Genomic DNA, 24,680 nt, shown 5'->3' with positions numbered 1-24,680 from the left:
TACAAATTACAGCTTGGAAGGCCAGTTACCGTACCAAGCATAACCGCCTCTTCTTTCTTTATCAATATCACTTAGTTTGTATTTAACGACCCCGTCACGACCAATAAAGATCGGTTTATCCGTTCCCACTTCGTAGAAACGAGCCCAGATCGGTGCAGCTTTGGAATCAGCGATAATTTTGCTGTCTCCGTTTGCTCTTTCATACTTGTAACCCGTAATCTTCACTTTGTTAAACCATGCTTCAGCTCCCTTAATGGATGCCGTAATTTTAGCGGTAGCAGGTCTGGTTTTCAGGAATTTAACAATCGTTACACTCTCTCCAGCCGTCAGTGATGGTACTTCATAGATTCTTGCGCTTGCCGGTTTAAGAGAACTGGAATCATGTTGTTGTCCCCATGCTGTCAGCTTACCGCCTGAAACAACCTGTGTATTCAGAATTGCATCTACACCTTTGGCAACTGAGTTTTTACTGCGGTTAGCAAGTGTGCTGTCGATAAACGAGAAATCACCTTTGCGTGTCGCTACTTCATCCAACATGATCATTACATTAATCATGGCATCATCATTGTAAGTGATGTGCTTGTGATATCCGGAGCTTTGGTAAACTTGTGGCCATCCGCCGTTTGAATACTGCATGTTGATCAAAAAGTTAATTCCTTTGATTGCAGCTGTGGAGTAACGCGGATCATTCGTCTTTTTAAATTCCTTCGCCAATCTTCTAATTTCTGAGTATGTAGCCTTGTTGTCGATCGTGGACTTCGCCCACTCTCCACTTGTCTGTTTATAATCTTTTCTCCAACCTCCATCCGGCAGCTGGTTCTTCAAAATATCAGAAATACTCGCTGTAGTACCCGATGCATCCGCAGCAGATACCGTCCCTACAGGGAGAACTGCCATTCCAACTGCCGAGAACACCATCGTGCATGCCAGGACAAAAGTAATTATTTTCTTCGCTTTCAAATGTAACACTCTCCTATGTTCGTTTTTATAAATCTTCCACTTTTACTTACCTATGATACGCGTCCCCAAACCTCCTTTATTTGTATTTATCACATAATAAAATCAATTTTAATCCAATATGTGGATTGGATAATCAGATAATATGCAAAAAATCGATTTTTGTCAATATATGCAACTTAATGAATATAATCTCTCTAATTCTACATAACGGGATAGTTCTTTTAACTCATGACAAACCTATTTATTTATCCAAATTCGTCTTAAACGAATCAATAATGACGTTTTTGTCATGAATGATACCCAAACTTGATCCCTTCTTTCATATAAAAACCTTAATTCCGCTAACATTGAGGTATTACGAAGGGTTTTAAATAGGTTTGACAATTACGCATTTATGCAATATAGTTTCAAATAGTTACAAAAACTTAATTATTCATTGCCGAGTTTCATGTTTGAAAACGGGGGAACCAATTTGGGTGAATTATTCTTATACATAGGAAATATAGGGAACCTTCTACCGAACCCTTAGCTAACTCCGTAGGCATCGAAGGGAGAACATTGATTTTGAAAAAACTGATTATCTCCATTTTTGGAGCAGCTGTATTATTTACATCCGGGGCAACAAGCACAGAGGCAAGCAGTATCAACTCCGTAGTGAACAACATGACAGGTATACCTTACAAATGGGGTGGCACAACTGTAGCCGGCTTCGACTGTTCTGGTTTTATGAGATATCTTTTCAACAAATACAGCATTGAATTGCCACGTACTTCTCAGCAGCAAGCCAAAGCAGGTACGCCTGTATCCAAGAGCAATGTTCGGACAGGTGATCTGGTGTTCTTTAATACAACAGGCAAAGGCATTTCACATACAGGTGTATATATCGGCGGCGGACAATTCGCTCATGCCTCCAGCAGTAAAGGTGTAAGCATCACAAAGTTATCGAATCCATACTTTAATGACCGCTATGTAACAGCACGTCGGGTAACTGGACAGTTTATGTATGATAAAATGTTGGGTAAAATGTAATTCACATACAAAAAGGCATCGGTTATTAACCGGATGCCTTTTTTGTACTTAAAAATGTATGTTGCATTACTTACTAATGCAGCGCCTTCTGCACTCGCATCGCACCCTGAGACAGTGCATGTCCTCCTCCAACAGCTCCGGCCACCGCAACGGTCTCCATAATCTCCTGATCTGTTGCACCCTTAGCACGGGCTTCTTCTACATGGTAGAAGGTACATACCTCATTGTTGGCAAACAATCCAATCCCAAGCGCAATTAGCTGTTTTGTCTTCGCATCAATCACGCCAGGTTGGAAACATTCTCCGGTAAACTCATGATATGACTTCACCACACCTGGCAGTACATCGCTTAATGCTCCAATCTGATCCTTGTAGGCATGAACTTTATCATTCATCAATGTCATCGCTTGTAGCACACCCTCTCGGCTATAGTTACAGATCTTCCTCACTGTACCTATCTTCTCTCCCGAATGAGTCAATTATGCCAAGAAATCATGGTAATTCCAAACATTTAACGCTCATGGCTCTGCCATAATTATAAGCTGTTACTCACTAAGTGGACTCTGGCGCGGCTCGCTGAACAGCTGATAGCTGTAACCTCGGTCCAGCTTAACGACACGTCGATTCTGACGACGGATAAGTACCTGCTCGCCATCCCAGGCAACCACAATCCCCTTCACGTCGTTCGATTCCAGCTCGTCCCGTACTACTCTAACTTTCTCACCTGACAGACGCAGAGCGTCCAATTCTGTATCACTAATCATATTCATGGCTCCTATATTTCAAATTTATTTACAAAAAGAGACCTAAATGAAAAGTCATTTAGGTCTCACGTGACTGTATTGGACTGTCATGTCATTCGAAATTATGTCCCGACTGAAAGTTACCGCTGCGCGTGCTCTTTGCTGTCGTTCTTCTCAAACCAAAAATCAAGCACTTTGGCGGACATCACACGTTCTTCAAGGTACTCCACTTGATGCGGTGTAAATTGTTCTTTCCAAGAGAAGGACAACTCTTCGCACAAGCCTACAATCGTCAGTAATTCTGACCAGGCAACATAGCGTTTGTACCAGAAAAATTGAGGATGTTCAATCATATAGGGATAAAGGTCATCGAATTCCGTATGTTTACAATCCAGGGCACGTTCAAAATGAACTTTCGATTCCGCCAGCTTATCATTAAAAAATTGTTCTGTTGCCAGTTGGTTCCCCATGGTGTTGCCTCCTCTCCCTAACATAACCCCATTATAAATGAAATCTGCGGTCATGCAAAGGCATAGTTCAAAAAATAGGCCCTATTCCTTTAAAATGTCACATTTCGTTATCGTCAAATTGTACCGTACCATCGTTCAGGGAACGAATGCGTACCAAGGCTTCCACCGGAATACCCTGTTCACGAATCGTGTGTGCCCCTGCTTGGAAACTTTTCTCGACCACAACGCCGAATCCGACAAGTTCCGCACCGGAACGCTCGATAATTTTGATGACGCCACGAGCGGCATCTCCATTGGCAATAATATCATCAATGAACAAAATGCGGTCATTCTCATGAATGAACTCGCGGGATACCATAATGTCAGTTACAATTCCTTTGGTAAAGGACGGTACACGTTCACAGTAAGCATCAGGATCAGCCAGAAGTGTTTTTTTGCGACGGGCGAATACAAGGGGCACCCCAAGTTCATAGGCTGCGGCAAACGCAACCGGAATCCCTGAGGATTCTACCGTGATTACTCGAGTTACTCCACTTTCACGAAAACGGGCAGCAAACTCACGTCCCATCTCCATCGTTAATGCAGGATCAATCTGGTGGTTCAACAGACCATCCAGCTTTAATACTTGATCCGAGATAACCACACCTTCTTGTAAAATTCGTTGTTTCAATAATTCCATGATTTGACCTCCCAAGCCTATCCTATGAGGTAAAAGTATCATATATCTATCTATAAGTTCAAGCGAAATTGCCTGGGCGCTGTCCTTGAGACACAATTCAAGCCAAAGCTCATTATCGATTGTCATGACTTTCGTGGGTCAAGCATACCTTGTACCATGGTACCCGCATGTCCAAACTATACAGGGGCCTGAGAGGGGAAACACATGAAACAGGCATTTCGGGTGCTGCAGATCGCATTTACATACATCGGAACGGTTGTTGGAGCTGGCTTCGCTACAGGGCAGGAAATTTTGCAGTTTTTTACCCAGTATGGCAAATGGGCCACCGTCACCATAGGCTTATCCACCATGCTCTTTGTCTGGTTAGGTACCAAAATGATGCTGATCGCTCACGATACCGGTTCCCGCTCTTATGAGGATCTGAACAAACATTTATTCGGCCACAAGGCGGGCAAATGGATCACCTGGGTGACCCTTCTCATTCTCATTGGCGTGAACAGTGTCATGCTTGCCGGAGCAGGTTCCGTTTTTGTTGAACATCTGGGTTTGCATTATCAGACAGGTCTGATCGTCACACTTGTAGGGTCATATCTGCTTCTCGGTCGAGGCATTCAGGCCATCCTACAAATGAATAGCATTGTCGTGCCCATGATGCTCCTGTTATCTCTGCTCATGATCACCAGTACCATCCATCATCCAGGTGCTTCCCGATTCATCACACTGACGACAGATTCAAACCCTATTCAAGTGTGGCTGTCTCCACTGTTGTATACTTCATTCAATCTGGTGTTGGCTCAAGCTGTTCTTGTGCCTGTAGGTAACCAGATTCGTAGTCGGAATGTGCTGAAGTGGGGTGGAGTATTGGGTGGAATTGGCGTAGGTTTCATGCTGATGGCAGCTCATTTTGCCATGTCAGCCCAAATGCCCGGCATCATTCAATTCGAAATCCCGATGGGCAGCATTGCCTTTCAACTTGGATGGGCAGTGCAATCTGTATATGTATCCCTTATTTTCATGGAAATATTCAGTACCTTTGTAGCCGATATCTATGGAATGACCTTGCAACTCAGCCAACATATACGTGTCCATCCCCGTTTCATTACATTAACCATTATGATGTTGTGTTACTCACTCAGTCAGTTTGGATTCAGTTCCCTGCTGTCCATCCTTTACCCCATCTTTGGAAGTATGGCATTAATCTGGGCTGCCAAATTGGTACTGAACCGCTGGGGCGCCTTTCGTAGACGCAACAATATATAAATCTCACGGTCCATGTACTTCATGAATATGAGCATCTGTTTGCCTCATAACCACAAGTCATCGCAGGTACTCTTTCCTTAAACATGACAAAAAGCCGCTGTTTATCACAGCGGCTCGCACTTTTTGCTCTACGTTTTAAGCTTTGCTAGGAAACTGTAGATACATCTTTTTTAACTCATTGACCGATCTGCCAAGCGAGTAATGTGTTTTGGCTTTTTCACACGCCGAACGGGCAAGTTCATAACGATAAGCCGGGTCCAGCATCACTTTTTCAAGCGCTTCAGCTAATGCAGAAGGATCTTCTGCCGGTACAAGCAACCCATTGCTACCGTTCTCGATCTGTTCAGGTATTCCACCTACATCCGTACCCACAAGGGCAAGACAACTCAGCGCCGCTTCAGCGAAGACAGAACCAAATGCTTCTGCCCGTGAAGGAAGTACAAAAATATCAAAGAATGGCATGAATTCCTCAGGGTGCAGTGTATAACCATAGAAAATGGTCTCATTATAGATCCCTAATCGTTGCGCCAATTCTTCCAGATCAGGACGAATCGGTCCATCTCCAATAATATGTAACACATAATCATGACCTCGGCCCTTCAGTTCCGCACAAGCTTTGAAAAGAATATCCAACCCTTTTGCCGGAACAAGCCGACATACCGTGACCAGTTGTGGTATCGCATTATCATGAGGAATCGGCTTAAACCGCTTCTCATCAAATCCATTGGGAATCACACCGATGACATCAGGTTCCTTCACGTAGGGAGCCAGATAACGACGGAACGAATCCGACACCGTTAAGAGGCGCTCTGCCTGGTGTTCGAGCTCACCATATATCGCAAGCAGGAATCGATGCTCCGGTCCATCCGTTTCAATGCGTCCATTAAGGATTAATTCTCGTTCATAACTGGAGTGTATCGTCTGAATGAGGGGTGTATCCGGGAAAACCGTTTTCATCGCAAGTCCTGCAATTGGGTGGTGGGCATGGATCAGATCATAGGGCTTCTGAATACGCAGTTTGGTCCACCATAGATAATCACGATAAGTTTGAATATATTTTTGGACAACAGGACTATCCTGATACTCCGTCCAATCAAACGTTTCGAACTGAACTTCCTCTCTGCCCTTATTGCGAATTCGCTTTGGCAACGAGAATAGATCCATTTCCCACCTCGGGGTTGTAAATCTCTCTTGCATATACGGAATCATAGAGGATACACCTCCGGGCTGCTCCGGAGGAAAGAAAAGCGCCTGCAGCAATCTCACCGTTAGTTTCCCCCTTTCTAACTTACGTAATGCTCCACTATCCATTATGACATAGGGAAGCCGGAACATCTATATTACGATAACTCGTATATACAACATATTCATGAAACGTTCCCCTCAGAAGTAAAAGCTTTAATCCAGCAGTCAACCACTCGCGCTTGTCGTCAACATATTCATTGGATAACCAGAATTTCAGCTCCGTAGCTCCACGGGCTTCTCATATGTACTGTAACCATCGGTCTCTTCCAAAAAAGTATACCCGTTCCGCGCGTAAAAGGCGTTCAACGTAGCATTGCTCGCTCCGCAATCTAACCGAACAGTATGTTTGCCTTCAAAATGTATGCCGCTGCTGGACCATTGCAAAATGGACCGTCCGAGACCGCTCTGAGCATATTTTCTTCGAATCGCTAGCCGATGCAGATAAATTGCACCATCCTCGGCATGAGCTTTTGAACCCCAAAGATGAATATCCCAAGGGCTTGGCTGAACCAAAAGGATGACCATCCCCGCTACGTCCGCTCCTTTTTTAAATACAAACACATCCCCACGCCGGATTGCCCCTGCCGTATCATGTGAATCTTCACCTTTAAGCAAAGCGTTCCATTGGGAAGAACCTTGGCTCTGTAACCACTCGGCTGTCTCCACCAGCAGCGACATCACATCCTCCGTATCTTCCGGCTTCGCCTGAACCGCTTGAAAACCATCGTTAATATATTCGCTACTGATCCTGAATGAGTGCATCATTGTTCTCCTTCCGCTTCCTGATCTCTGTTAAACTAATGGTACTATACCGGGAAATGAATTTTTCGTCAAAATGAGAATAAAAAAAAGGTAAAAGGCGGTTGCCCTTTACCCATCTATTCTGGCTTCATCGATAATCTGATTTCGATACAACATCGTCAGGTGCAAGGTATCAAACTCCATTTCCTTGTCCAACTCCTGCATCAACACTTCGACCAGGCTCTTTCGCTGAATGCTGGTACCAGGAACCTCGTAATCAATGTATCCCGTCAGATCGGAATGAGAAGTATCTATTGTTGCTGTTCCCACAGGCAATCCACCTCGTTCCTGAAGAAAAAGCTCATATACCCGGAACTCCCGATCCTTACGCTTCAGCATGACATAACATGTTTCTTCAGCAGCTTCCAGCTCATCCAGATCCGATTCATCGGTATCCTCAAAATCCTCGGAGAAATCGCGATGTACCCACTCTAGCGTCTCGAGTTCGTTGCCCTGATGCCACATGCGGATCGTAATCGTATCGATGATATCTTCATCCAGCTCTCTGACCAGCAACTCTGCCGCAGCTTCCAATTGATTCTCTTCCGGCTCGTCATACCAGTGTATTTCACCTTGTACATCAGCGCCATATTGTTTTAAGGAAGCTTCTGCAAGTTCCTGCCCTTCGACATCATTGAAAATATACGTCGATATGCTGCGTCCTGCGCTTACCATTTCCATCTCCAGAACCTGATCCCGATCTTCATATGTAAACGATTCGGCTTGTGAAACAGGGATTACCTTACTTCCACTGCTGTCTATATCGTCATAACTGCCTTCGTCATGATTCATATCTTCAGACGGCCACACGGTCTCTGACTCAGGCTTATGCAGAACCGAGTGTAATGAACCACAACTAAGCAGCACTTCATAATAAGCAGCTTCCAACGCATCTGCAAGAGATCGGACATAGGCATGCACTTTTTCCACGATACGTTCCTCTGTACCATCTGGCAGAGACTCCTGCTCGATCTGAAGACTACCTGATAAACGATCTCCTTCTCTGTACACAAGGAAAAGTGAGCCTGCATATTGTCCATTGACCATCACGTCCTGTACTTCTCCACCTGATGTCCGCAGGTCTGCAACCAATTCCACATCATAATTCATCACATGTCCTCCTTCATTCCTAACGTTATTCTCTTAGGATGCCCCTAAAGACGGTAGATTATGAGGGAAGCGTGCATTTCAAAAATAAGATGTAGGTTAGATGGATAACACATATTTTTGGATTGCGTGTGCCACACCCTGCTCGTTATTGGAGAGTGTAACCTCGTCCGCAGCAGCTTTCACCTCGTCCGGTGAGTTATCCATGGCAATGCCTTTGCCCGCAAAGGTCAGCATCGTAATATCATTGAAGTAGTTGCCAATCGCCATGATCTCCGAGGGCATGATTCCCTTCGATTCGGCAAGCCTTTTAAGCGCAGCGCCTTTGGACGCTTCGGGATGCATCAGATCAATAAAAAAGTCACCACTCCGTGTCATATAATAAGGCAGATTCCAAGTTGACCATTCCTGAAGTACTGCATCCATCTGTTCAATCGGACCAAATGCAGTGAATTTCGCCAGCGGTTCTGTCATGTCAACCCACTTGGGTAACTTCAGTGGCTCTGCCATAAAGTTGTAATACATCTCACGCACCTGCAAACCCAAACCTTCTGGTTGATCCACATACAGACCAAATGCTGTATTGATGTCAAAATGTACTCCATTGGTTCGACAGTAGGATATGATTGGCTCCAGTCCTTGTCCATCTAATGCAAAATGATGAACCACCTCACGGGTATCGACTTGCGCAGTAACGGCGCCGTTATGCGTAATCACATATCCATCCAGTCCCATCTGCTCCATAAAAGGAATCGTGTTGGCAGGACCTCTACCTGAACACAGGACAATCTCTGCTCCCTGACGGGAAGCTTGGATCAAGGTCTCCTGAGTCCATTCGGTAAGTTCATGATGATCATTCAGCAGTGTTCCATCTACATCTAGTGCAATTAATTTATAAGTCATTCTGGCTTCATCCTCATCTGTTAGTGGTCGCACCCACCCAAACCCTCCCTTCCGAGGGAGGGCCCCAGAGGGCTCTGCCCTCTGGACTCCCGTCCTGCTCACCGGTGTTAGGTCGGGTCTTGCTATGTCACGGTTGTCGTAGGAACGCTTGTTGCCGGGCACACCGCTGGTCAGCGGCGGTCCCGCCCAAGCTTAACCGGGACCATTACGGGCAGGGCTCCGCTTTCTGCCCGGCTCCCTGCTTCACTTCGCGAAGGACGGGAGCTTTCTCGCCTTCGGCGTTAGTATCGGGGCTTTGCTTCCCTCCACAACTCCCTGCTTCACTTCGTGAAGGACGGGAGCTTTTTCGCCTTCGGCTTTAGTATCGGGGCTCCGCTTCCCTCCACGACTCCCTGCTCCGCTTCGCGAAGGACGGGAGCTTTTACTTCCGCAGAAGGCTCAACTCGTCTGCGGTTAGTTCACGATAGCTTCCAATAGTAAGATCGGAAGCTAGTTCCAGCTCACCCATGGCAACGCGTTTCAGATAGATCACACGCTTGCCTACCGCCTGAAACATACGTTTCACCTGGTGAAACTTCCCTTCGTGAATAATAAGCGAGATCGACGAGATCGTGCCTTCTTCCGTTTCTTCCTGACCAAGTATAGTCAGTTCGGCCGGCAGCGTCTCGTATCCGTCATCCAATTGAATGCCCGCCTTGAAACGTTGTACATCCGCTTCATCCACGTTTCCCAGTACACGGGCTTCATAGGTTTTGGGCACATGCTTGCGTGGAGATAACAGATCATGGGCAAGTGGACCATCATTCGTGAGAATGAGCAGTCCCTCCGTATCCTTATCCAGTCGTCCCACAGGAAAAGGATTGAACACCCGATCCTCTTTGCGCAGCAAATCCAGTACCGTCTTATCTCTGTTATCCTCGGTAGCAGACACGACACCCGGAGGTTTATGCAGCATGAGATAGATCATCTCCCGATACACAATCCGCTCGCCATCGGCTTCAATGACGTTGACCTCAGGGTTCACCTGTACACCACTGTCTTTCACCGCTTTGCCGTCCACATGGATTCTGCCTTGTTTCACCATCTTTTTGAGTTCACTTCGTGTTCCCACACCCATATGGCTTAATATTTTGTCCAGACGCAGCGTTTGTTTGCCTTTTCCACTCATACCGATGTCCACCTCCACCCTGCCGGATATTCATTCTTCAGTACACCATCCAGCCATTTCCCCCAGCCAGCAGCATAACCTTCTACACATACAAGAACGTACCCTTTGGCAACCGTATCCGCCTTGAGCACCACTCGTTCTTCTTCCATATTTAACGTTTCACCCTTGAGATACCTCACGGCTTCGCCATCAGCGGATGACAGATTTACGCTTCGCCGTGCTTCAGATGCATTCAGAGCACACGCAAGCGGGTGGGACGGAACAAATCGTCCATTCTTGATCGTGCCCATAAACCAGCCTGGACGAATGACTTTCAGTCCCTCCAACCGAGCTGCACCAACCGATGATTGATACACACGATCTCCATAACATACCGTCTCTCCTGTTAACTCAATCTCCAATTGTTCTTTCATAAACTGACTGTAGATCGCAACCGGATCAATACTTGCCGAATCAGCTCCGCGTCCCTGACCCCGTTCCGATTTACGTCCACCGTGATCTTTACCTTTTTTGCCCTGTTTACCCGAATTCTTGCCGCCCCCAGCCTGTCTGTCATGGGACTCTCGGGATTCGATTCGCAACAAACGTTCCTTTTTACGATCAGCCTTGGTCATAGCAATTGAAGAAGCAGCAATAGAGTGATCCTTGTTCCCCTCTACTTCAATCCTGGACACATCCACGACCTGTCCATACTCCATTGCTCCTTCTTTAACTACTCCAGGTTGATCTGTTTCTAATCCTTGTCCTGCACGATGCTCCAATACAGCGACATAATGTCCCTCTCCTTCCAAAAGGTGAGGCCACAATCTTACGGTTCCACGCGTTTGATCCAGTACAGCTTCCGTCTCTTCAGCCTTCTCCGGCATCATCTGACGTACCCATTCCGGACGTCCTGGAGCAAATCCTGTCTCTTCAGGAATGTCCATGACTACGAAATCATGGTTTATATTCAGGAACTCCGCAATCATTGCTTCGTTTTCCTCCGGCGCAAAGGTACATGTCGAATATACGATGGTTCCTCCCGGGGCTAGCAACCGTGCCGCAGTCTCCAAGATATCCCGCTGCATGAGCACACATTTTTCCACCGAATGATGTTCCCACGATTTCACCATGTCTTCATCCTTGCGGAACATGCCTTCACCTGAGCAAGGCGCATCAATTAATACTTTGTCAAAATAATGAGGAAATGCATTTGCGATCCGCTCTGGCGACTCATTCAAAACAACGGCGTTACGCACCCCGTACAATTCCACGTTTTTGGCCAGCGCTTTGGTGCGTTCCGCATGGATATCGTTCGTGACAAGCACGCCCTTGCCTTGCAGCTTTGCTGCAATCTGTGTCGTCTTGCCTCCCGGAGCTGCACACAGATCAAGCACGCGATCTCCAGGTTCCACTTGCAATAATTCAACGGGAGCCATTGCACTTGGTTCCTGTATATAATACAGACCTGCATGATAATAAGGGTGCAGCCCCGGTTTAACACCATGAGGTACATAGAATCCTGTCTCACACCACGGAATAGGTCTTAGATCAAACGGAGCAATCTCATCGAATTGTTCCATCGATATTTTTAGCGTATTCACTCTCAGTCCCGCATGAGGAGACTGTTCATAAGATTTCATAAATTGTTCAAACTCATCGCCCAGCAAACTTTTCATTCGCTCAGCAAATATCAAAGGTAACTTTACACCCATATTCCCACTCATCCTGTCTTGGTAAGATTGCAATATCGTTTTATTTTATCATATCCAAGCTTTGCTTTCCTATCATATCGTATCTATTCCACTACAGCGTGTAATGTAGTATAATGGCAAGTAGATTGATTCCTGAGCAAAAATTCGGGTGTTTATGCATATTATCCCAACCTTTATTTTTGCCCAAACTATATTTCGATATGATCGATGGGGGATGTCCAATGAAATCCAAGAAGAAAAAGAAAAGTGCTGCGATCCTTATATTCCTGGGTATTTTAATCATTATGATTGCAGCACTGGTTGTCGTAGACCAGCAATCCAAGAAACAGATGGATTCAGTGGAAAATGCTTATGGCATCGCTGCTTCCAAGCTTAATCCAGCTACAAGGGAGCTACTTAGTGATCCCAACTATCAACAAATTATTGTTCCCACTGATCTCAAAGCCAAAATCGATAACAAAGACAGCTTTTTTGTTTATTTCTTTGCTTCCGACTGCTCGCACTGCCGTGCCACAACACCTCAGTTGATGCCACTGGTTGACAGTGAAGGTATTGAGCTTCCACAGTTCAATCTGCGTGAATTCGAAGCAGGATGGACTGATTACAATATCGAGTTCACACCTACACTCGTCTATTATGAGGCTGGTGTCGAGAAAGACCGTATGGTTGGCGGACTGCAAGAAAATGGCAGTGACCAAGGCTATACACTGGACGATTACAAACAATTTTTCCAAAAATATAAAGGCAGTGCTGCTCCTTCGGCAAGTTAACTGCTAGTTCCGTTTCCACAATATCTACAATCAGGCCTTGTATCACCGATACTGTTCTGTTGAAGGACAGGCTGTGCCACCATGCAATCATCTGAATATGACGCAACATTCAAAAACACCCCGATCTTTCCCTTTACAGGAATCGTCGGGGTGTTTCATAACCATGGAACTTCATATCCATGGGATGCTCATTTGAATGTTAACGCTGATTACGGTTCAACTTTTACTCTGATCCATCGCCTTCATCTTCTCTTCGTATATTCGCCCTCTGGTAGGACTCCGGCGCTGCGGAATATTAGGTTTTAACTCAAGCGATCTTCTAGATATCTCTTGTTCCAAGACCTCATTAACAATTCGTATGGATAAATCCCTGTAAGTCACAGACTGAACATCTGATTGGGACAGTTGCTTCACGATTTCCTGTACATCCCGTACCAAAGCCCCTAGGTCTATGCCCAGAACCGTAGCAGGATAAGGTTCCAGAAGATCAAGTGAGCTCTGTAACATCATCGTTGCTCCGCGGAGATTGCCATTCCTGAAGTGGTATAAACCAACCGCAACTTGCAACAACCCTTTATAGAGAGAATCCCGGTTACGTTCAAGCCACAATTCTTCCAGCACCTCATGGCACTCGAAATAATCCTGATCACGATTGAAGTAGATTAAGTAGTCAACGTACAGTGGCTCATAGATGCTCATCCGGGTTTTCGCCCTTTCTGGCGTTGTTCAGAAGTTTCTTCACGTCATCCAGCAAGTCTTTGAGCCCTTCCATATCATGCCGTTCCCAGTAATCGTTAAATCGCTTTTGTGCTTCAATTGCTTCACTGACAAGATGGTAGAAGTATAATTGATGAATGATATTCAATGTTCTTGACACGATATTGGAATCATCCTCAAATGCCTTCTGCGCCTCCAAAATCTGTAGACGAATTGCAGACATCTCGTTGTCCAGTATAAACGCCGCCTCAGCCGTTTTTTTCAGCCTGGTTCTCATCTCATCAGGTAACCCTTCCCGAAACTTGTAACTCAGCGAATGTTCAATGGTAGCCCAGAAGTTCATGGCAAGCGTCCGGATCTGTATCTCGGCCAAAACTTTCTTTTGTCCAAGAGCCGTCTGAACGGGATACTCAATAATCATATGGAAGCTGCGATAGCCGCTCTCTTTGAAATTCGTAATGTAATCTTTCTCAATGAGTACCGTGAGATCCTTACGACCTCGAATATACTCGGCAACCCGACGGATATCATCCACGAACTGGCACATAATGCGGATACCTGCAATATCCTCGATGCCTGTTTCCACGTCATCAAGCGACACATTCAGTCGTCTGGATTTCTCCAGAATACTGGATATTTTTTTGACACGACCGGTAACGAATTCAATCGGGGCATACTCTTCCCGTTTTTTCAGCTCCGCCCGCATTGTCTTAAACTTGACTTTTAATTCCTCTACCGCTTGTTCATAAGGAAGTAAAAATGTACCCCAGTCTCTACCGTCCATGCTTATGCCTCCTGTCTCTATAGCGTCCCCTGTTCTATTCCATTATACATGATGTTTGGTGGGGGGAAGAGTCCCGAACCATTTTACGCTCTTCCATGCTTCTATATTTTCCATCCGGGGATCCACATTCCTTCTTAACGATGCTCCGCACCAACCGCTTCAGAGATATGACGATAACCGTCCTTTCGAAGTAACTCACGCAGTCCGGCATGAATACGCCGATTCACCTCAGGTCCTTCGTAGATCAATGCAGTATATATTTCGACCAGACTTGCTCCGGCTTTAATTTTCTCGTATGCATCCTCACTTGTGAAAATACCACCTGAACCGATGATCGGAAGTTTGCCTTCGGTCTGACGATAGATCTGACGAATAATCTCCGTAGAACGCTCACGCAGAGGTTTACCACTCAGACCGCCAGTTTCCTTTGCATGTTGGTGAGAAAGTCCTGTACGACTAATGGTTGTGTTCGTTGCAATAATGCCAGCAACACCGCTGTCTGCAATTGTGCGCACCATATATTCAAGTTCCTGATCATTCACATCCGGTGCGATCTTCACCAGAACGGATTTGGTCGCTCCACCCGCTCGTGCATGCTGCACATTCATCTCGTTCATAACCGCAGCGAGCAGTTCCTTCAATTCATTCCCATGTTGCAGATTACGCAAATCCGGTGTATTTGGTGAACTGATATTAACCACGAACAGATCAGCATAATCGTATAGTGCCTGAATGCACTTCGAATAGTCCAGGTGAGCTTCCTCATTAGACGTTGCCTTATTCTTGCCGATGTTAACAGCCACTGGAATTCGCCGATCCTGTAGACGTGCCAATTCACCTGCCATCGCTTCCGCACCCAGATTGTTGAAGCCCATTCGGTTCACCAAAGCCTCATCTGGTGGCAAACGGAACAGCCGTGGTTGATCGTTACCTGGTTGTGCAAGTGGTGTCACGGTTCCCACTTCCATGAATCCAAATCCGATGGAAGAAAAGCCCGTTACGGCCTGTCCGTTTTTGTCCAGACCCGCAGCCAGACCAACAGGTGTAGGGAAATGACACCCAAACATGTCAACAGCCAGATCAGACGTTTCACGAACGCCGTACATCACTCGCAGTCCGGAAGGAACCGGACGGATGCTACCCACGCCACTAAGGCCGCCAATAATCAGATGATGGGCCTGTTCAGGGTCCATTTTGAACAACAAAGGTTTAGCAAGACTTCTGTATAACAAATCACTCACTCCGTTCTGGTCCGGTACGCCAAAAAGCCGTTTTCCGTCTTTTCATATGTAAAAAACACTCTACACACAAGTCTATCTGTTTCTTATTAAAAAGGAAAGTAGTTTGCGCATAGACAGCACAAATCGAATAATACAAAATGCTCACAAGAAATCCACCCGCCCACTGGTAATGACGAGTTGAATTCTTTACAATGAGAGCATGGTTACTCTACACCAGTTCTATTCCAAATAAGGAGGAATAACTCATGGCTCCCAAACGTAAACCACCTGCATTACAGCAAAAGAAAGAAGAAGTGAATCGCAAAGCCATTGCATGGACTGCAGCCAGTGTAGGCGGCTTGATCATCATCATTGGTGCTCTTATCATTATTGCCAACATGTAGATGATTCAGGCTGAATCCATCTGATTCTACATATCAAACAGATCAATTCAGCCAGTGATACGTTTTGTTCGGATTATTCTGCTTTGGAACAAGTGTATGCTGATAACGCTGCTTTGCTTCTGGAACAAGCGTCAGATCTGGCAGTACATCTTCTCCAATGCGTACCGGAGTGCCTTGCGGAGCAAGAGCGAATAACTCTTCTACATCTCCTGTATGCATTCTCACACATCCAAGGGACTCATCCAGTCCGATACTGTCTGGCTCGTTTGTCCCATGGATGGCATAATTCGTATTCGAGAGCTGCATACCTCTGCTTCCAAACTCACCGTTCGAGCGCCCATTCGGATTAACCACTTTATCTGTGATGACAAATGAACCCTCCGGTGTTCGATCACCGCCAAGTCCCACATCATACATACGAACAATGGTATCCCCACTGATTAATGCAAGTTTATGTTTATCCTTATCAATAACAATCTCCAGCGGTTCCTGCAAAAAAGGCTGACCTCCCAGCGTATCTGCAAAAGCGGCATTGTTGCCTTGAGACGAATTCAAAGATGTTGAACCGCTCTCTTTACCACTCGAATCGTTCTTTCCTTCCTGTGCCTTTCCTTGATGCTGAGCTAACAGCTTCGGAAACATCTCGGTCATCCCTGACGCAGTCTCTCCCAGAATATTGTTCGGAAATGGCTGAGCCATTTGCGTTACACTCTTGGGCCAAACGTCATTTTTTTTGCGATAGGCAACGATTGCACTTGATAAGGATGCAGCTGCTTCCTGCTTGGCGGTCCACGCCAAGGCCATCTTTTTGATTTTCGGTGTAATTTCAGGAGGTTCACAGTTACATTGCTTGGCATCATAACTCTGTGCAGTCAATTTCCCGCTTGTATTGGTTTGTACTATGTATTTCACAGGCATATTTCGCTTCCATAAAGACCAGTCATCCGAGGTTTGCATACCCAGTACAGCAGAAGTCTCTACTTTTGGACCAGACCCAGACCAGGCAGCTGCGAGAGCAGCCTCGCCATGATTACCTCCACCAAATGCCGCAGCAGTGAACACATTGCTTGGCGCAATGGATGCAGTCCCAGCCTGTTGATCCGCTTCTACAGGCGCTGCGATATCATCTGTGGATTCCAGTGCTGCTGACAGTGCGTCGGCCGCTTCACGACTGAAACCCGGAGCGTCCGCAGGTGGCAGACCTGCCAGCACAAGCAGCATGAACAACGTAAGCCACATTTTGCGTCTACGTTGTTTTTTCTCTTTTTGCTCGGACATCTCGACCAGTTTATCCTGATAGTCTACCCAGATGTCAGCAGGAGCTTTACTGCGTTCAAATGCCTCATAAACCTCGCCCGCTTGCTGAAAGCAATAATTGGCTTTGGCCTCCTGTCCTTCGCCCAAGTACTCCTTTCCGAGCAAGTACCAAGCCATTTTATTGTCTGGATGTTTCTTGACATATGTTCTTAGATGAGTATTTTGCATCCGATCCTCCACTATTTCGCCTTTTTCCGTATATCATTATATATCGGCATAACCAAGCGTTGAATCCATAGGACTTGAGTACCCGGTGGAAAAAAGGGGGTTCGACAATGTTCGTCCTTGATCCATAGTCAGATAATCACAGTTAAATGAATGCAAAAAAAAGCACCTTCCCTTGTCGTTAAGACAAAAGAAGGTGCTTTGTGTTCATAGGAGAAATACTTAGCCTTCTTTATTGAAAGGCTCGTCCGCTACTTTGATTGAATCTGTAGGGCAGCCATCGCATGCATCCTGCATATCATCAAACAAGTCGTCTGGAATAGCTTTGACACCATGGTTAGCATCGCCGTCAAAGATAACTTCTGCCAAACCTTCATCATCATAATCGTAGATGTCTGGAGCCGTTGCTCCACAAGCGCCACATGCGATGCATGTGTCTTTTTCAACCCAAGTATATTTACTCATTTACATTCTCTCCTCCTAAAATTCGAAACGTACAGTGTCTTTATCTAGAAACATATTAATACAAAGTAAGGATAATTACAAATCATTTTGCAACCACAAGTCTCTATTATCCCTTATTTAATCAAGACTTTGCAAGTTATCTTTTTGCAGGGAAGTACCGCGCACTTTATGATTGCGAAGCAACACGGAAGGATCGTCTCCAAGCATGCCGGCGGTCACAACAGCATTCTCACCAAATTTATCACGTAACTGATCCATAATCCGAATGAGATTGTCCTTCTTGGGCTTCTGCTCATATTCGAACAAGTCCATCTGTACAGCCGATTCTTCTCTTGGAATCAGGTTTTGAAGTGTCACACCCAACATGCGTACAGGCTTGCCACTACCCCAATGCTTCTCAAATAGTTTACAGGCCTCACGGTAAATGACCGTTGCATCCTCCGTAGGAACTTCCATTAGACGTGATCGGGTGATTGTCTTCATATCCGGTGTCCGGATTGTAATCTGAATACCCTGGCTGAACATTTCGTGCTTGCGCAACCTTCTGGCTACCTGGTCACTTATATTGAGGAACACTCGATGAATCTCATTCATATCCGATACATCCGCCGGTAAAGTGGTTGTATGCCCAATGGATTTATTGGCCTCACGTTCCGCGTGAACTGCGGAGTGGTTAATGCCATTGGCGGAATTTTTGAGCCATGTTCCATTAACTCCAAATAGTTCGGTCAACATGTTCTCATCCGACTTGGCCAATTGACCAATCGTTTCAATGCCCAGTTTTTTTAGCTTTTCAGCCGTTTTTTTGCCAATGCCAAACATCTCGTTGCATGGTCTGTGCCATAGAATCCGGGGTACGTCCCTCATGCGCAAAATGGAGATACCATTCGGTTTTTTCAGATCCGAAGCCATTTTCGCCAATAATTTGTTGGGTGCAATGCCAATGGAACATGGCAGTCCCAATTCATCCTTGATTCTACGCTGAATGCTCTCCGCAATCTCCATTGGATTCCCGAATTGCCTTGAACCTGTAATATCAAGATAACATTCATCAATGGATGTAGCCTCAAGTTGAGGCGTATAACTATACGCAATCTGCATGAACGCTCTTGAATATTGACGATACAAATGGAAATCAGGACGAATCACAATGAGATCAGGGCACTTTTTCATGGCTTGGTGCACAACCATACCTGTTGAGATGCCTCGATTACGAGCGGCATATGAGCAGGTTACAATTACACCCTTTCGCAGTTCACTGCTGCCCGCAACGGCCGTTGCTTTTCCTCTATATAAATCTGGTTCCTCGGCTTCATGTACAGAGCAGTAGAAAGCATTCATATCGACATGCAGAATCACCCGTCCGGCTGCAGGGTAATATTGATCCACATTTGCTGGAGGATTGCCGTCTGAAGACATCATGAACCCCCGCCCTTTCTTGCACACTAATTAATGAAACGAATTTCTTTCTTCTATAGTATATCAAACCCGTTATGTTAATTCAGTCACGAACATTTATTTTCTGCGAGATCTGATCAGAGACCGAATAATCAACCAGCCTACACTTACAAAAAGAATCAAAGTGATCAGGGCAATAACTGTACTTTCCCATACAAAACTCAAAATTATCCCTCCTTTTCTTCCATATATTCCAATTAAAACTCAATAATAGATTATAACATACATTCGGATTATGATTACCACCCTTCTTTTTTCTCTAAAATCCGTTAATTGTTACATGAAACTGCGATTTCTATGTAGCATTTGGCTATAATGGTGCTATAATAATTAATTATACAAATTGACGACTTTAGGACAAATCAGCGCATCGAGTTTAACACAGTGTAGCGTTGCCGAATCGAAGGATTCGTTCACTAACGTACTTAACAACTTTTCCCAACTTACAATCCAATCTTTTAAAAGAGCGCTTTATCTCAAAGGAGGATCTTCATGTCAAAGGCCATTTCCATCTTCGATACGACTTTACGTGACGGCACACAAGGGGAGGGTGTCAGCTTATCGGCAGACGACAAACTCAAAATTGCCAAGAAGCTTGATGACCTGGGTGTCCATTATATTGAAGGCGGAATTCCCGGCAGCAATACCAAGGACATTGAGTTTTTCAAAAGAGTCAAGGAATTAAACCTGAACGCAAAGGTTGTTGCTTTTGGCAGTACCCGCCGAAAAGGCAGTGTTGCTAGTGAAGATGCCAACCTGAAGCGCATGATGGAATCTGGTGCTCAGGCTGCAACTCTGGTTGGTAAATCATGGGACTTCCATGTGCACACCGCTTTGCAGACTACATTGGAAGAAAACTTGTCCATGATCTATGATTCCATCGCCTATCTGAAACAAAATGGTATGGAAGTAATCTTTGACGCAGAACACTTCTTTGACGGATTCAAACATAACCCGGAGTATGCTCAAGCAGTCTTGACCAAAGCTCACGAAGCTGGAGCGGACTGGCTCGTTATGTGTGATACCAACGGCGGGACGATGCCAAACGAGGTACACGAGATCGTATCCACACTGCATAGAAGCCTGCCTCATGCACATCTCGGCATCCATACACATAATGATTGTGAACTGGCTGTGGCCAACACACTAAGCGCTGTACAAGCCGGAGCCCGTCAGGTGCAAGGAACGATGAACGGTTATGGAGAGCGTTGCGGTAACGCCAATCTCGCATCCATTATCCCGAACCTGCAACTGAAACTTGGTTATGAATGTGTTACTGAGGATTCCATGAGACAACTTACAAACGTGGCTCGTTATGTTAGCGAGATTGCCAATGTGAATATGCCGATTAATCAGCCTTATGTTGGCAATGCTGCTTTTGCTCACAAAGGTGGAATTCACGTCTCTGCCATCCTGCGGGATTCACGTACCTATGAACACATCGTGCCTGAACTGGTTGGTAACAAACAACGTGTGCTGGTCTCTGAACTTGCCGGACAAAGTAACATTGTATCCAAAGCACAGGAACTGGGGCTTGAGTTCGATCCAAGCAGTGCCAATTCACGTCAGATTATTGAGAAAATCAAAGACCTGGAACATCAGGGTTACCAGTTCGAAGGTGCAGATGCTTCGCTTGAATTGTTAATTCGTGAAGCGAACGGTGACATGAAAGAATTGTTCACTTTTGAATCATTCAAAATGCTTGTGGAGAAAACGGCAGGCAAATCCGTTGTTTCTGAAGCTTTTGTCAAAGTGAATATCGCTGGAACAAGCGCTTATACCGCTGCTGAGGGCAATGGTCCAGTTAACGCACTCGATAACGCGCTTCGGAAAGCACTGGTGCAATACTTCCCTTCACTTGCCAATATGCACCTCTCGGACTACAAAGTACGTGTACTGGATGAGAAAGATGCCACAGCCGCCAAAGTTCGTGTATTGATCGAATCCAAAAATACGGAGAACACATGGAACACTGTAGGTGTATCCGAGAACGTAATTGAAGCAAGTTGGGAAGCACTCGTACACAGTTTCCGCTATGCTTTGCTTCAAGAAAAATTGCTGGATGAGCCGGGCACACTCCCTATTCCTGCTCATGGGATAAGCAACCACTAAAATGCATGTCCAAAAAAGCTTTTTTTGAACAACCTTTTAACGCTTATTTCCCGGAAAATAAAAAGGAAGCCTCTGTACCCATGATTCATGGATGCAAAGGCTTCTTTCTTTGCAGAAAATTAATTCGCAATTAACTTTTTAATCTTACGCTCCAACTCTTTTTCGGGCAATATGCCCAGAACAATCTCCTGTATAACTCCTCTGGAGTCAATCAGAACATTCGTGGGAAAAGCCACCCCATTGTATTGAGCATACACAGTCCCCTTCTCATCCAAAGGAATAGGGAATGCCAGTTGGTACTCATCCACAAAAGCTTTGGCATCCTTGAGTTTATCGTATGATGTCACATTAACACCGTAGAGGTTAAGCTTATCCTTGTATTTTGCAGCCATTCTATTCAGCTCTGGAGCTTCCTGCTTACACGGCTCACACCAGGATGCCCAGAAACTTACAAACGTGGCCTTATCTTTGGCACCGCCCACACTGTACGTCTTCCCATCCATTGCTGTCAGAGAAAAAGCAGGCGCCAGAAGACCCGCACGTGGTCCCGTCTCTGTAGGCATGGGTTCTTCCTGCTTAAAGACGGCTGCAATGCCGTCACCCTTATTCTGCGCCAGTGCAATACCAACCAGCAACACAACACCAAGGAGTATGTATATGTTTCGTTTCATAACCCGCCACCCTTTTATATAATTAGCATATTGAAACTGAAACCGTAATTTCTGCACATGCTAAGTGTTTATCACGCTCTATGACAGTTCACTAGAACATGATTCCCCAATGTTCTCTTTATTATTGTACCCTTTTCCTTTAAAATTTTACAATCCGCATTACAGAAAATAAAATGAAAAAGGACTCCTGCCTAAGCAGGAGCCAAAGAGAGAGGGGTGAATACAAATGGCAGCACTTCACGGGCAGCAAAACGTCTTCTACATCCCTTCTTCCGTAGAACAAGAGATGTCAAAGCACATGTTCCTTTCGCTGCCACAAGAAGCCTGCGGGGTTATGCTGGGTGAAACCGCAGCGGGCGGTATACGAATCAGTCGGTTTCAGCCCATTCGTAACGTAGCACCTGACCCGCTGCACCATTTTACTCTGGACGATGCCGAATGGATTCGGTGCATATTCTCCGAGCCTAAGCTCATTGGTATCTTCCATTCTCATCCGCAGACAAGGCCTGTTCCTTCCTTAGAGGACATGCAAGCTCTTCCGGCCTTCGCCGGTTTGCTTCAAATGTACCTCATCGGCTCACCTGACCTAACAAGCGGGTTGCGATCTCATATGCAGCTCAACGGTTATAAGATTGAATCCTCGAAGGAATCGCAGGATCCGGCACAACGCGTTGTACCTTCATACAATCTGCTTCCCGTTCCGTTATGCGTGACTTAGCTGGGTATACAGATCACCCAAAGTTTCCACATTTTTACGAGTCATGTCCTCCAAGTAGCAGGACCATAACTGCGCAGTCATTTTCGAATCTTCCAGTGCATGGTGACGCCCATAGATCGGAATCCCTCTGGATTCCAGCAATTCATCCAGACCATACCCCGGCCTGCTTGGTTCAAGCCAGCGGGCCAACATCATCGTATCAATTAAACGATGTGTCAGCCTTACTTTTGAAGTCCGCCACAGAGCAGCATTCAGAAAAGCTCGGTCATGCGCACTTGCGTGTGCAATCAGAACATTTCCACCTACAAAAGACATGAAATCATGCAGCCCTTCCAGCAAAGTTGGTGCGTCCAGCGTCATCTCCTGTGTAATACCTGTAAGTTCAGTAATATGTTCCGGAACCGCAGTCTTGGACTGCACCACCGTATAGAACTGTTCTCCTTCCAGAACTACACCACCATGTATACGGACCGCACCAAATGAGATAATCTCATCCCCATGCTGGGGTGAAAATCCCGTCGTTTCCAGATCAAATACAACTGCGTCCAGCTCATTTAGAGGTGTATGCAGAACCTCAGGTCTGCGCTGTTCTCTCATCATCGAACGGATAAACGCCATGTGTTGCGCCGTAGGGGCTCCCATAATGGAAGCGATGGCGGAAGGAACCCCTCCCTGACGCAGCGAATTCCAGAATCCTGTATTGCCCCTTGCCGGCTCTCTCATGGACGTCTCCTTTCTGCAAAACGCAACTGTCTTTGCAAAGCACGATGCACTCGTCGTACCAATCCGAGCGTATCCCTGAGCTCATAATGAATCTGCTTTTGTTTCATCTGTTTCTCATCCAGGAACCCACTGCTATGTTGCAAATCCCCTTGAATGACAACCGGTGTACTTCTGCGAAATTTCAAAGCGGCAAAGAAGGCCCGCTGGCATGCATCCAGTAATGTAAATGGAACAGCTTCAAGTGAAGTCAATCTCTCCATTCTTTTTAACGTAGATGACTCCTTGATCCCATGTTGCAAAGCCAAATAACGGGCACTGTTCACCAGCGGAATGTACAAACCATACTTGACATCAAATCCGCCTGCATGTTCACCAAATCGTTCTGTGACCACACGTCCAAGTACATTTAATGTAGCTTTATGTTTAACCGTATTGCGAAGAACTGCATCCGAAAGTTCAGGAACCAATCTGAACTGTTCATAAAAAATCGTGATCCATTCCTCCGCCAGACTTTGCTCACCTGCAACAAAACGCATGTCTGAAGCAATAATCAGATTACGAACAGGCTCCCAATTCAGATCCGAGCTCCAATCTGCTAATTGTTGCTTCCATGACGCCAGCGTTTTTCTCCAGAGGGGCTCAGAGCACATGACTTTGCCTTCGCACTTGGCGTAACCAAGCTCTTCCAACATATCCGTCATACGCTGTCCGAGCTGAGCAAAATATTCCTCTTTACCTTCATGCGGAGTATCGCTAATGATCATGCCATTATCCTGATCACTCCATAACGTTGCTTCTTCCCTGCCGGAACTGCCAAATACGATAAAGGCATAGGGGACGGGAGGTTGGCCGAAGCCTTCCTCAACCATCCCCTGAATGCATAACTCTACTGCTTTCCGTGCAATCCGGTCATGCAGTTCATTTACCATTTGGTACCACTCGATCGGCGACAAGGAAGCGGACAACAATTCCTGGAGCTCGTTCTGTAATATCACACGTGCCTGGCGCAGCTCTTGAGAAGACACCGCACCATCGATTCCCTGATAAGACCAGGAATAGTTTGTATACGAGATGGGTTCCATCATGTCCAGCCTCCTT

26 protein-coding genes and 1 riboswitch are annotated in these 24,680 nt (G+C 45.7%); of the genes, 6 read left to right on the top strand and 20 right to left on the bottom strand.

Going from position 1 to position 24,680, the window contains the following annotated elements:
• Nucleotides 1-6 precede the first annotated feature (6 nt).
• Complete coding sequence (gene pelA / locus AC4E8D_RS10835) at nt 7-969, bottom strand: pectate lyase (RefSeq protein WP_313771489.1); 963 nt, start codon at nt 967-969, stop codon at nt 7-9.
• Between the two features lie 418 nt (nt 970-1,387).
• A riboswitch (cyclic di-AMP (ydaO/yuaA leader) is annotated at nt 1,388-1,519 on the top strand.
• Nucleotides 1,520-1,524: 5 nt separating this feature from the next.
• Between pelA and AC4E8D_RS10830 the strand changes: the two genes are divergently transcribed.
• Nucleotides 1,525-1,989 carry a C40 family peptidase gene (locus AC4E8D_RS10830; protein WP_036609611.1) on the top strand — a complete coding sequence of 155 codons (465 nt, stop codon included), beginning with the start codon at nt 1,525-1,527 and terminating at the stop codon, nt 1,987-1,989.
• Nucleotides 1,990-2,062: 73 nt separating this feature from the next.
• Here AC4E8D_RS10830 and AC4E8D_RS10825 read toward each other — a convergent pair whose 3' ends face one another.
• The 4 genes from AC4E8D_RS10825 to AC4E8D_RS10810 form a co-directional block, all read right to left on the bottom strand.
• The gene (locus AC4E8D_RS10825) at nt 2,063-2,392 is read right to left on the bottom strand and encodes a carboxymuconolactone decarboxylase family protein (protein WP_017689352.1); all 330 of its coding nucleotides are present in this window, start codon (nt 2,390-2,392) and stop codon (nt 2,063-2,065) included.
• Nucleotides 2,393-2,533: 141 nt separating this feature from the next.
• Nucleotides 2,534-2,752: a hypothetical protein gene (locus AC4E8D_RS10820; RefSeq protein ID WP_036609613.1), complete on the bottom strand. Its 219-nt coding sequence runs from the start codon at nt 2,750-2,752 to the stop codon at nt 2,534-2,536.
• 119 nt (nt 2,753-2,871) lie between these two features.
• Nucleotides 2,872-3,201, bottom strand: coding sequence for a hypothetical protein (locus AC4E8D_RS10815; protein WP_074094470.1), 330 nt, complete (start codon nt 3,199-3,201; stop codon nt 2,872-2,874).
• A 97-nt stretch (nt 3,202-3,298) separates the two neighbouring features.
• Nucleotides 3,299-3,880, bottom strand: coding sequence for a xanthine phosphoribosyltransferase (locus AC4E8D_RS10810; RefSeq protein WP_490206216.1), 582 nt, complete (start codon nt 3,878-3,880; stop codon nt 3,299-3,301).
• A gap of 204 nt (nt 3,881-4,084) precedes the next feature.
• On the opposite strand from AC4E8D_RS10810, the gene AC4E8D_RS10805 reads away from it, so the two are divergent.
• Nucleotides 4,085-5,140, top strand: coding sequence for a YkvI family membrane protein (locus tag AC4E8D_RS10805; protein ID WP_221823389.1), 1,056 nt, complete (start codon nt 4,085-4,087; stop codon nt 5,138-5,140).
• A gap of 135 nt (nt 5,141-5,275) precedes the next feature.
• On the opposite strand, the gene AC4E8D_RS10800 is transcribed toward AC4E8D_RS10805, so the two are convergent.
• The 6 genes from AC4E8D_RS10800 to AC4E8D_RS10775 all read right to left on the bottom strand — a co-directional run bounded on the left by AC4E8D_RS10800 (nt 5,276) and on the right by AC4E8D_RS10775 (nt 12,058).
• Nucleotides 5,276-6,406 (bottom strand): glycosyltransferase family 4 protein, encoded by a 1,131-nt coding sequence (locus tag AC4E8D_RS10800; protein WP_221823387.1) that lies wholly within the window; start codon nt 6,404-6,406, stop codon nt 5,276-5,278.
• Nucleotides 6,407-6,598: 192 nt separating this feature from the next.
• The gene (locus AC4E8D_RS10795) at nt 6,599-7,147 is read right to left on the bottom strand and encodes a GNAT family N-acetyltransferase (RefSeq protein WP_221823548.1); all 549 of its coding nucleotides are present in this window, start codon (nt 7,145-7,147) and stop codon (nt 6,599-6,601) included.
• Between the two features lie 108 nt (nt 7,148-7,255).
• Nucleotides 7,256-8,296 carry a hypothetical protein gene (locus AC4E8D_RS10790; RefSeq protein ID WP_221823386.1) on the bottom strand — a complete coding sequence of 347 codons (1,041 nt, stop codon included), beginning with the start codon at nt 8,294-8,296 and terminating at the stop codon, nt 7,256-7,258.
• A gap of 96 nt (nt 8,297-8,392) precedes the next feature.
• Nucleotides 8,393-9,196 carry a Cof-type HAD-IIB family hydrolase gene (locus AC4E8D_RS10785; RefSeq protein WP_076209498.1) on the bottom strand — a complete coding sequence of 268 codons (804 nt, stop codon included), beginning with the start codon at nt 9,194-9,196 and terminating at the stop codon, nt 8,393-8,395.
• 421 nt (nt 9,197-9,617) lie between these two features.
• Nucleotides 9,618-10,364, bottom strand: a complete 747-nt coding sequence (locus tag AC4E8D_RS10780; protein ID WP_405131972.1) for a pseudouridine synthase — start codon at nt 10,362-10,364, stop codon at nt 9,618-9,620.
• Nucleotides 10,361-12,058 carry an RsmB/NOP family class I SAM-dependent RNA methyltransferase gene (locus tag AC4E8D_RS10775; protein WP_221823382.1) on the bottom strand — a complete coding sequence of 566 codons (1,698 nt, stop codon included), beginning with the start codon at nt 12,056-12,058 and terminating at the stop codon, nt 10,361-10,363. The genes AC4E8D_RS10780 and AC4E8D_RS10775 overlap by 4 nt, the downstream gene beginning before the upstream one ends.
• A 221-nt stretch (nt 12,059-12,279) precedes the next feature.
• Here AC4E8D_RS10775 and AC4E8D_RS10770 point away from each other — a divergent pair, with 221 nt between their 5' ends.
• Nucleotides 12,280-12,828 carry a thioredoxin family protein gene (locus AC4E8D_RS10770; RefSeq protein WP_047842389.1) on the top strand — a complete coding sequence of 183 codons (549 nt, stop codon included), beginning with the start codon at nt 12,280-12,282 and terminating at the stop codon, nt 12,826-12,828.
• Nucleotides 12,829-13,044: 216 nt separating this feature from the next.
• On the opposite strand, the gene AC4E8D_RS10765 is transcribed toward AC4E8D_RS10770, so the two are convergent.
• From AC4E8D_RS10765 to AC4E8D_RS10755, 3 genes are all read right to left on the bottom strand, one after another.
• Nucleotides 13,045-13,527: a DUF309 domain-containing protein gene (locus AC4E8D_RS10765; protein WP_221823379.1), complete on the bottom strand. Its 483-nt coding sequence runs from the start codon at nt 13,525-13,527 to the stop codon at nt 13,045-13,047.
• Nucleotides 13,514-14,329: a GTP diphosphokinase gene (gene yjbM, locus AC4E8D_RS10760; protein ID WP_036609636.1), complete on the bottom strand. Its 816-nt coding sequence runs from the start codon at nt 14,327-14,329 to the stop codon at nt 13,514-13,516. Before yjbM ends, AC4E8D_RS10765 begins: the two co-directional genes overlap by 14 nt.
• A gap of 134 nt (nt 14,330-14,463) precedes the next feature.
• Entirely contained in the window at nt 14,464-15,561 is a 1,098-nt protein-coding gene (locus tag AC4E8D_RS10755; RefSeq protein ID WP_076209015.1) for a quinone-dependent dihydroorotate dehydrogenase, read from the bottom strand.
• Between the two features lie 254 nt (nt 15,562-15,815).
• Between AC4E8D_RS10755 and AC4E8D_RS10750 the strand changes: the two genes are divergently transcribed.
• Nucleotides 15,816-15,953, top strand: a complete 138-nt coding sequence (locus AC4E8D_RS10750) for a hypothetical protein (protein WP_017689367.1) — start codon at nt 15,816-15,818, stop codon at nt 15,951-15,953.
• A 42-nt stretch (nt 15,954-15,995) separates the two neighbouring features.
• On the opposite strand, the gene AC4E8D_RS10745 is transcribed toward AC4E8D_RS10750, so the two are convergent.
• From AC4E8D_RS10745 to AC4E8D_RS10735, 3 genes are all read right to left on the bottom strand, one after another.
• Entirely contained in the window at nt 15,996-17,438 is a 1,443-nt protein-coding gene (locus tag AC4E8D_RS10745; RefSeq protein ID WP_339307782.1) for a L,D-transpeptidase family protein, read from the bottom strand.
• A gap of 219 nt (nt 17,439-17,657) precedes the next feature.
• Nucleotides 17,658-17,900, bottom strand: coding sequence for a ferredoxin (locus AC4E8D_RS10740; protein ID WP_017689369.1), 243 nt, complete (start codon nt 17,898-17,900; stop codon nt 17,658-17,660).
• Between the two features lie 117 nt (nt 17,901-18,017).
• Nucleotides 18,018-19,319, bottom strand: a complete 1,302-nt coding sequence (locus tag AC4E8D_RS10735) for a DNA polymerase IV (RefSeq protein ID WP_221823544.1) — start codon at nt 19,317-19,319, stop codon at nt 18,018-18,020.
• Nucleotides 19,320-19,850: 531 nt separating this feature from the next.
• Here AC4E8D_RS10735 and cimA point away from each other — a divergent pair.
• A complete protein-coding gene (cimA, locus tag AC4E8D_RS10730; RefSeq protein ID WP_490206215.1) occupies nt 19,851-21,470 on the top strand; it encodes a citramalate synthase in 1,620 nt (539 codons plus the stop codon).
• Nucleotides 21,471-21,589: 119 nt separating this feature from the next.
• On the opposite strand, the gene AC4E8D_RS10725 is transcribed toward cimA, so the two are convergent.
• Nucleotides 21,590-22,141, bottom strand: coding sequence for a TlpA family protein disulfide reductase (locus AC4E8D_RS10725; protein ID WP_339183846.1), 552 nt, complete (start codon nt 22,139-22,141; stop codon nt 21,590-21,592).
• Between the two features lie 226 nt (nt 22,142-22,367).
• Between AC4E8D_RS10725 and AC4E8D_RS10720 the strand changes: the two genes are divergently transcribed.
• A complete protein-coding gene (locus AC4E8D_RS10720; RefSeq protein WP_339183843.1) occupies nt 22,368-22,859 on the top strand; it encodes a M67 family metallopeptidase in 492 nt (163 codons plus the stop codon).
• Here the strand turns inward: AC4E8D_RS10720 and AC4E8D_RS10715 are convergent.
• Nucleotides 22,845-23,582, bottom strand: a complete 738-nt coding sequence (locus tag AC4E8D_RS10715) for an exonuclease domain-containing protein (protein WP_017689374.1) — start codon at nt 23,580-23,582, stop codon at nt 22,845-22,847. The two genes, AC4E8D_RS10720 and AC4E8D_RS10715, sit on opposite strands and share 15 nt — an antisense overlap.
• Nucleotides 23,579-24,664 carry a DUF294 nucleotidyltransferase-like domain-containing protein gene (locus AC4E8D_RS10710; protein ID WP_490206481.1) on the bottom strand — a complete coding sequence of 362 codons (1,086 nt, stop codon included), beginning with the start codon at nt 24,662-24,664 and terminating at the stop codon, nt 23,579-23,581. Before AC4E8D_RS10710 ends, AC4E8D_RS10715 begins: the two co-directional genes overlap by 4 nt.
• Nucleotides 24,665-24,680 lie beyond the last annotated feature (16 nt).

Source organism: Paenibacillus sp. SRL342, from assembly GCF_984798905.1.
Note: the sequence above shows the minus strand (reverse complement) of the source record. Positions and strands in the feature narration are given on the sequence as shown.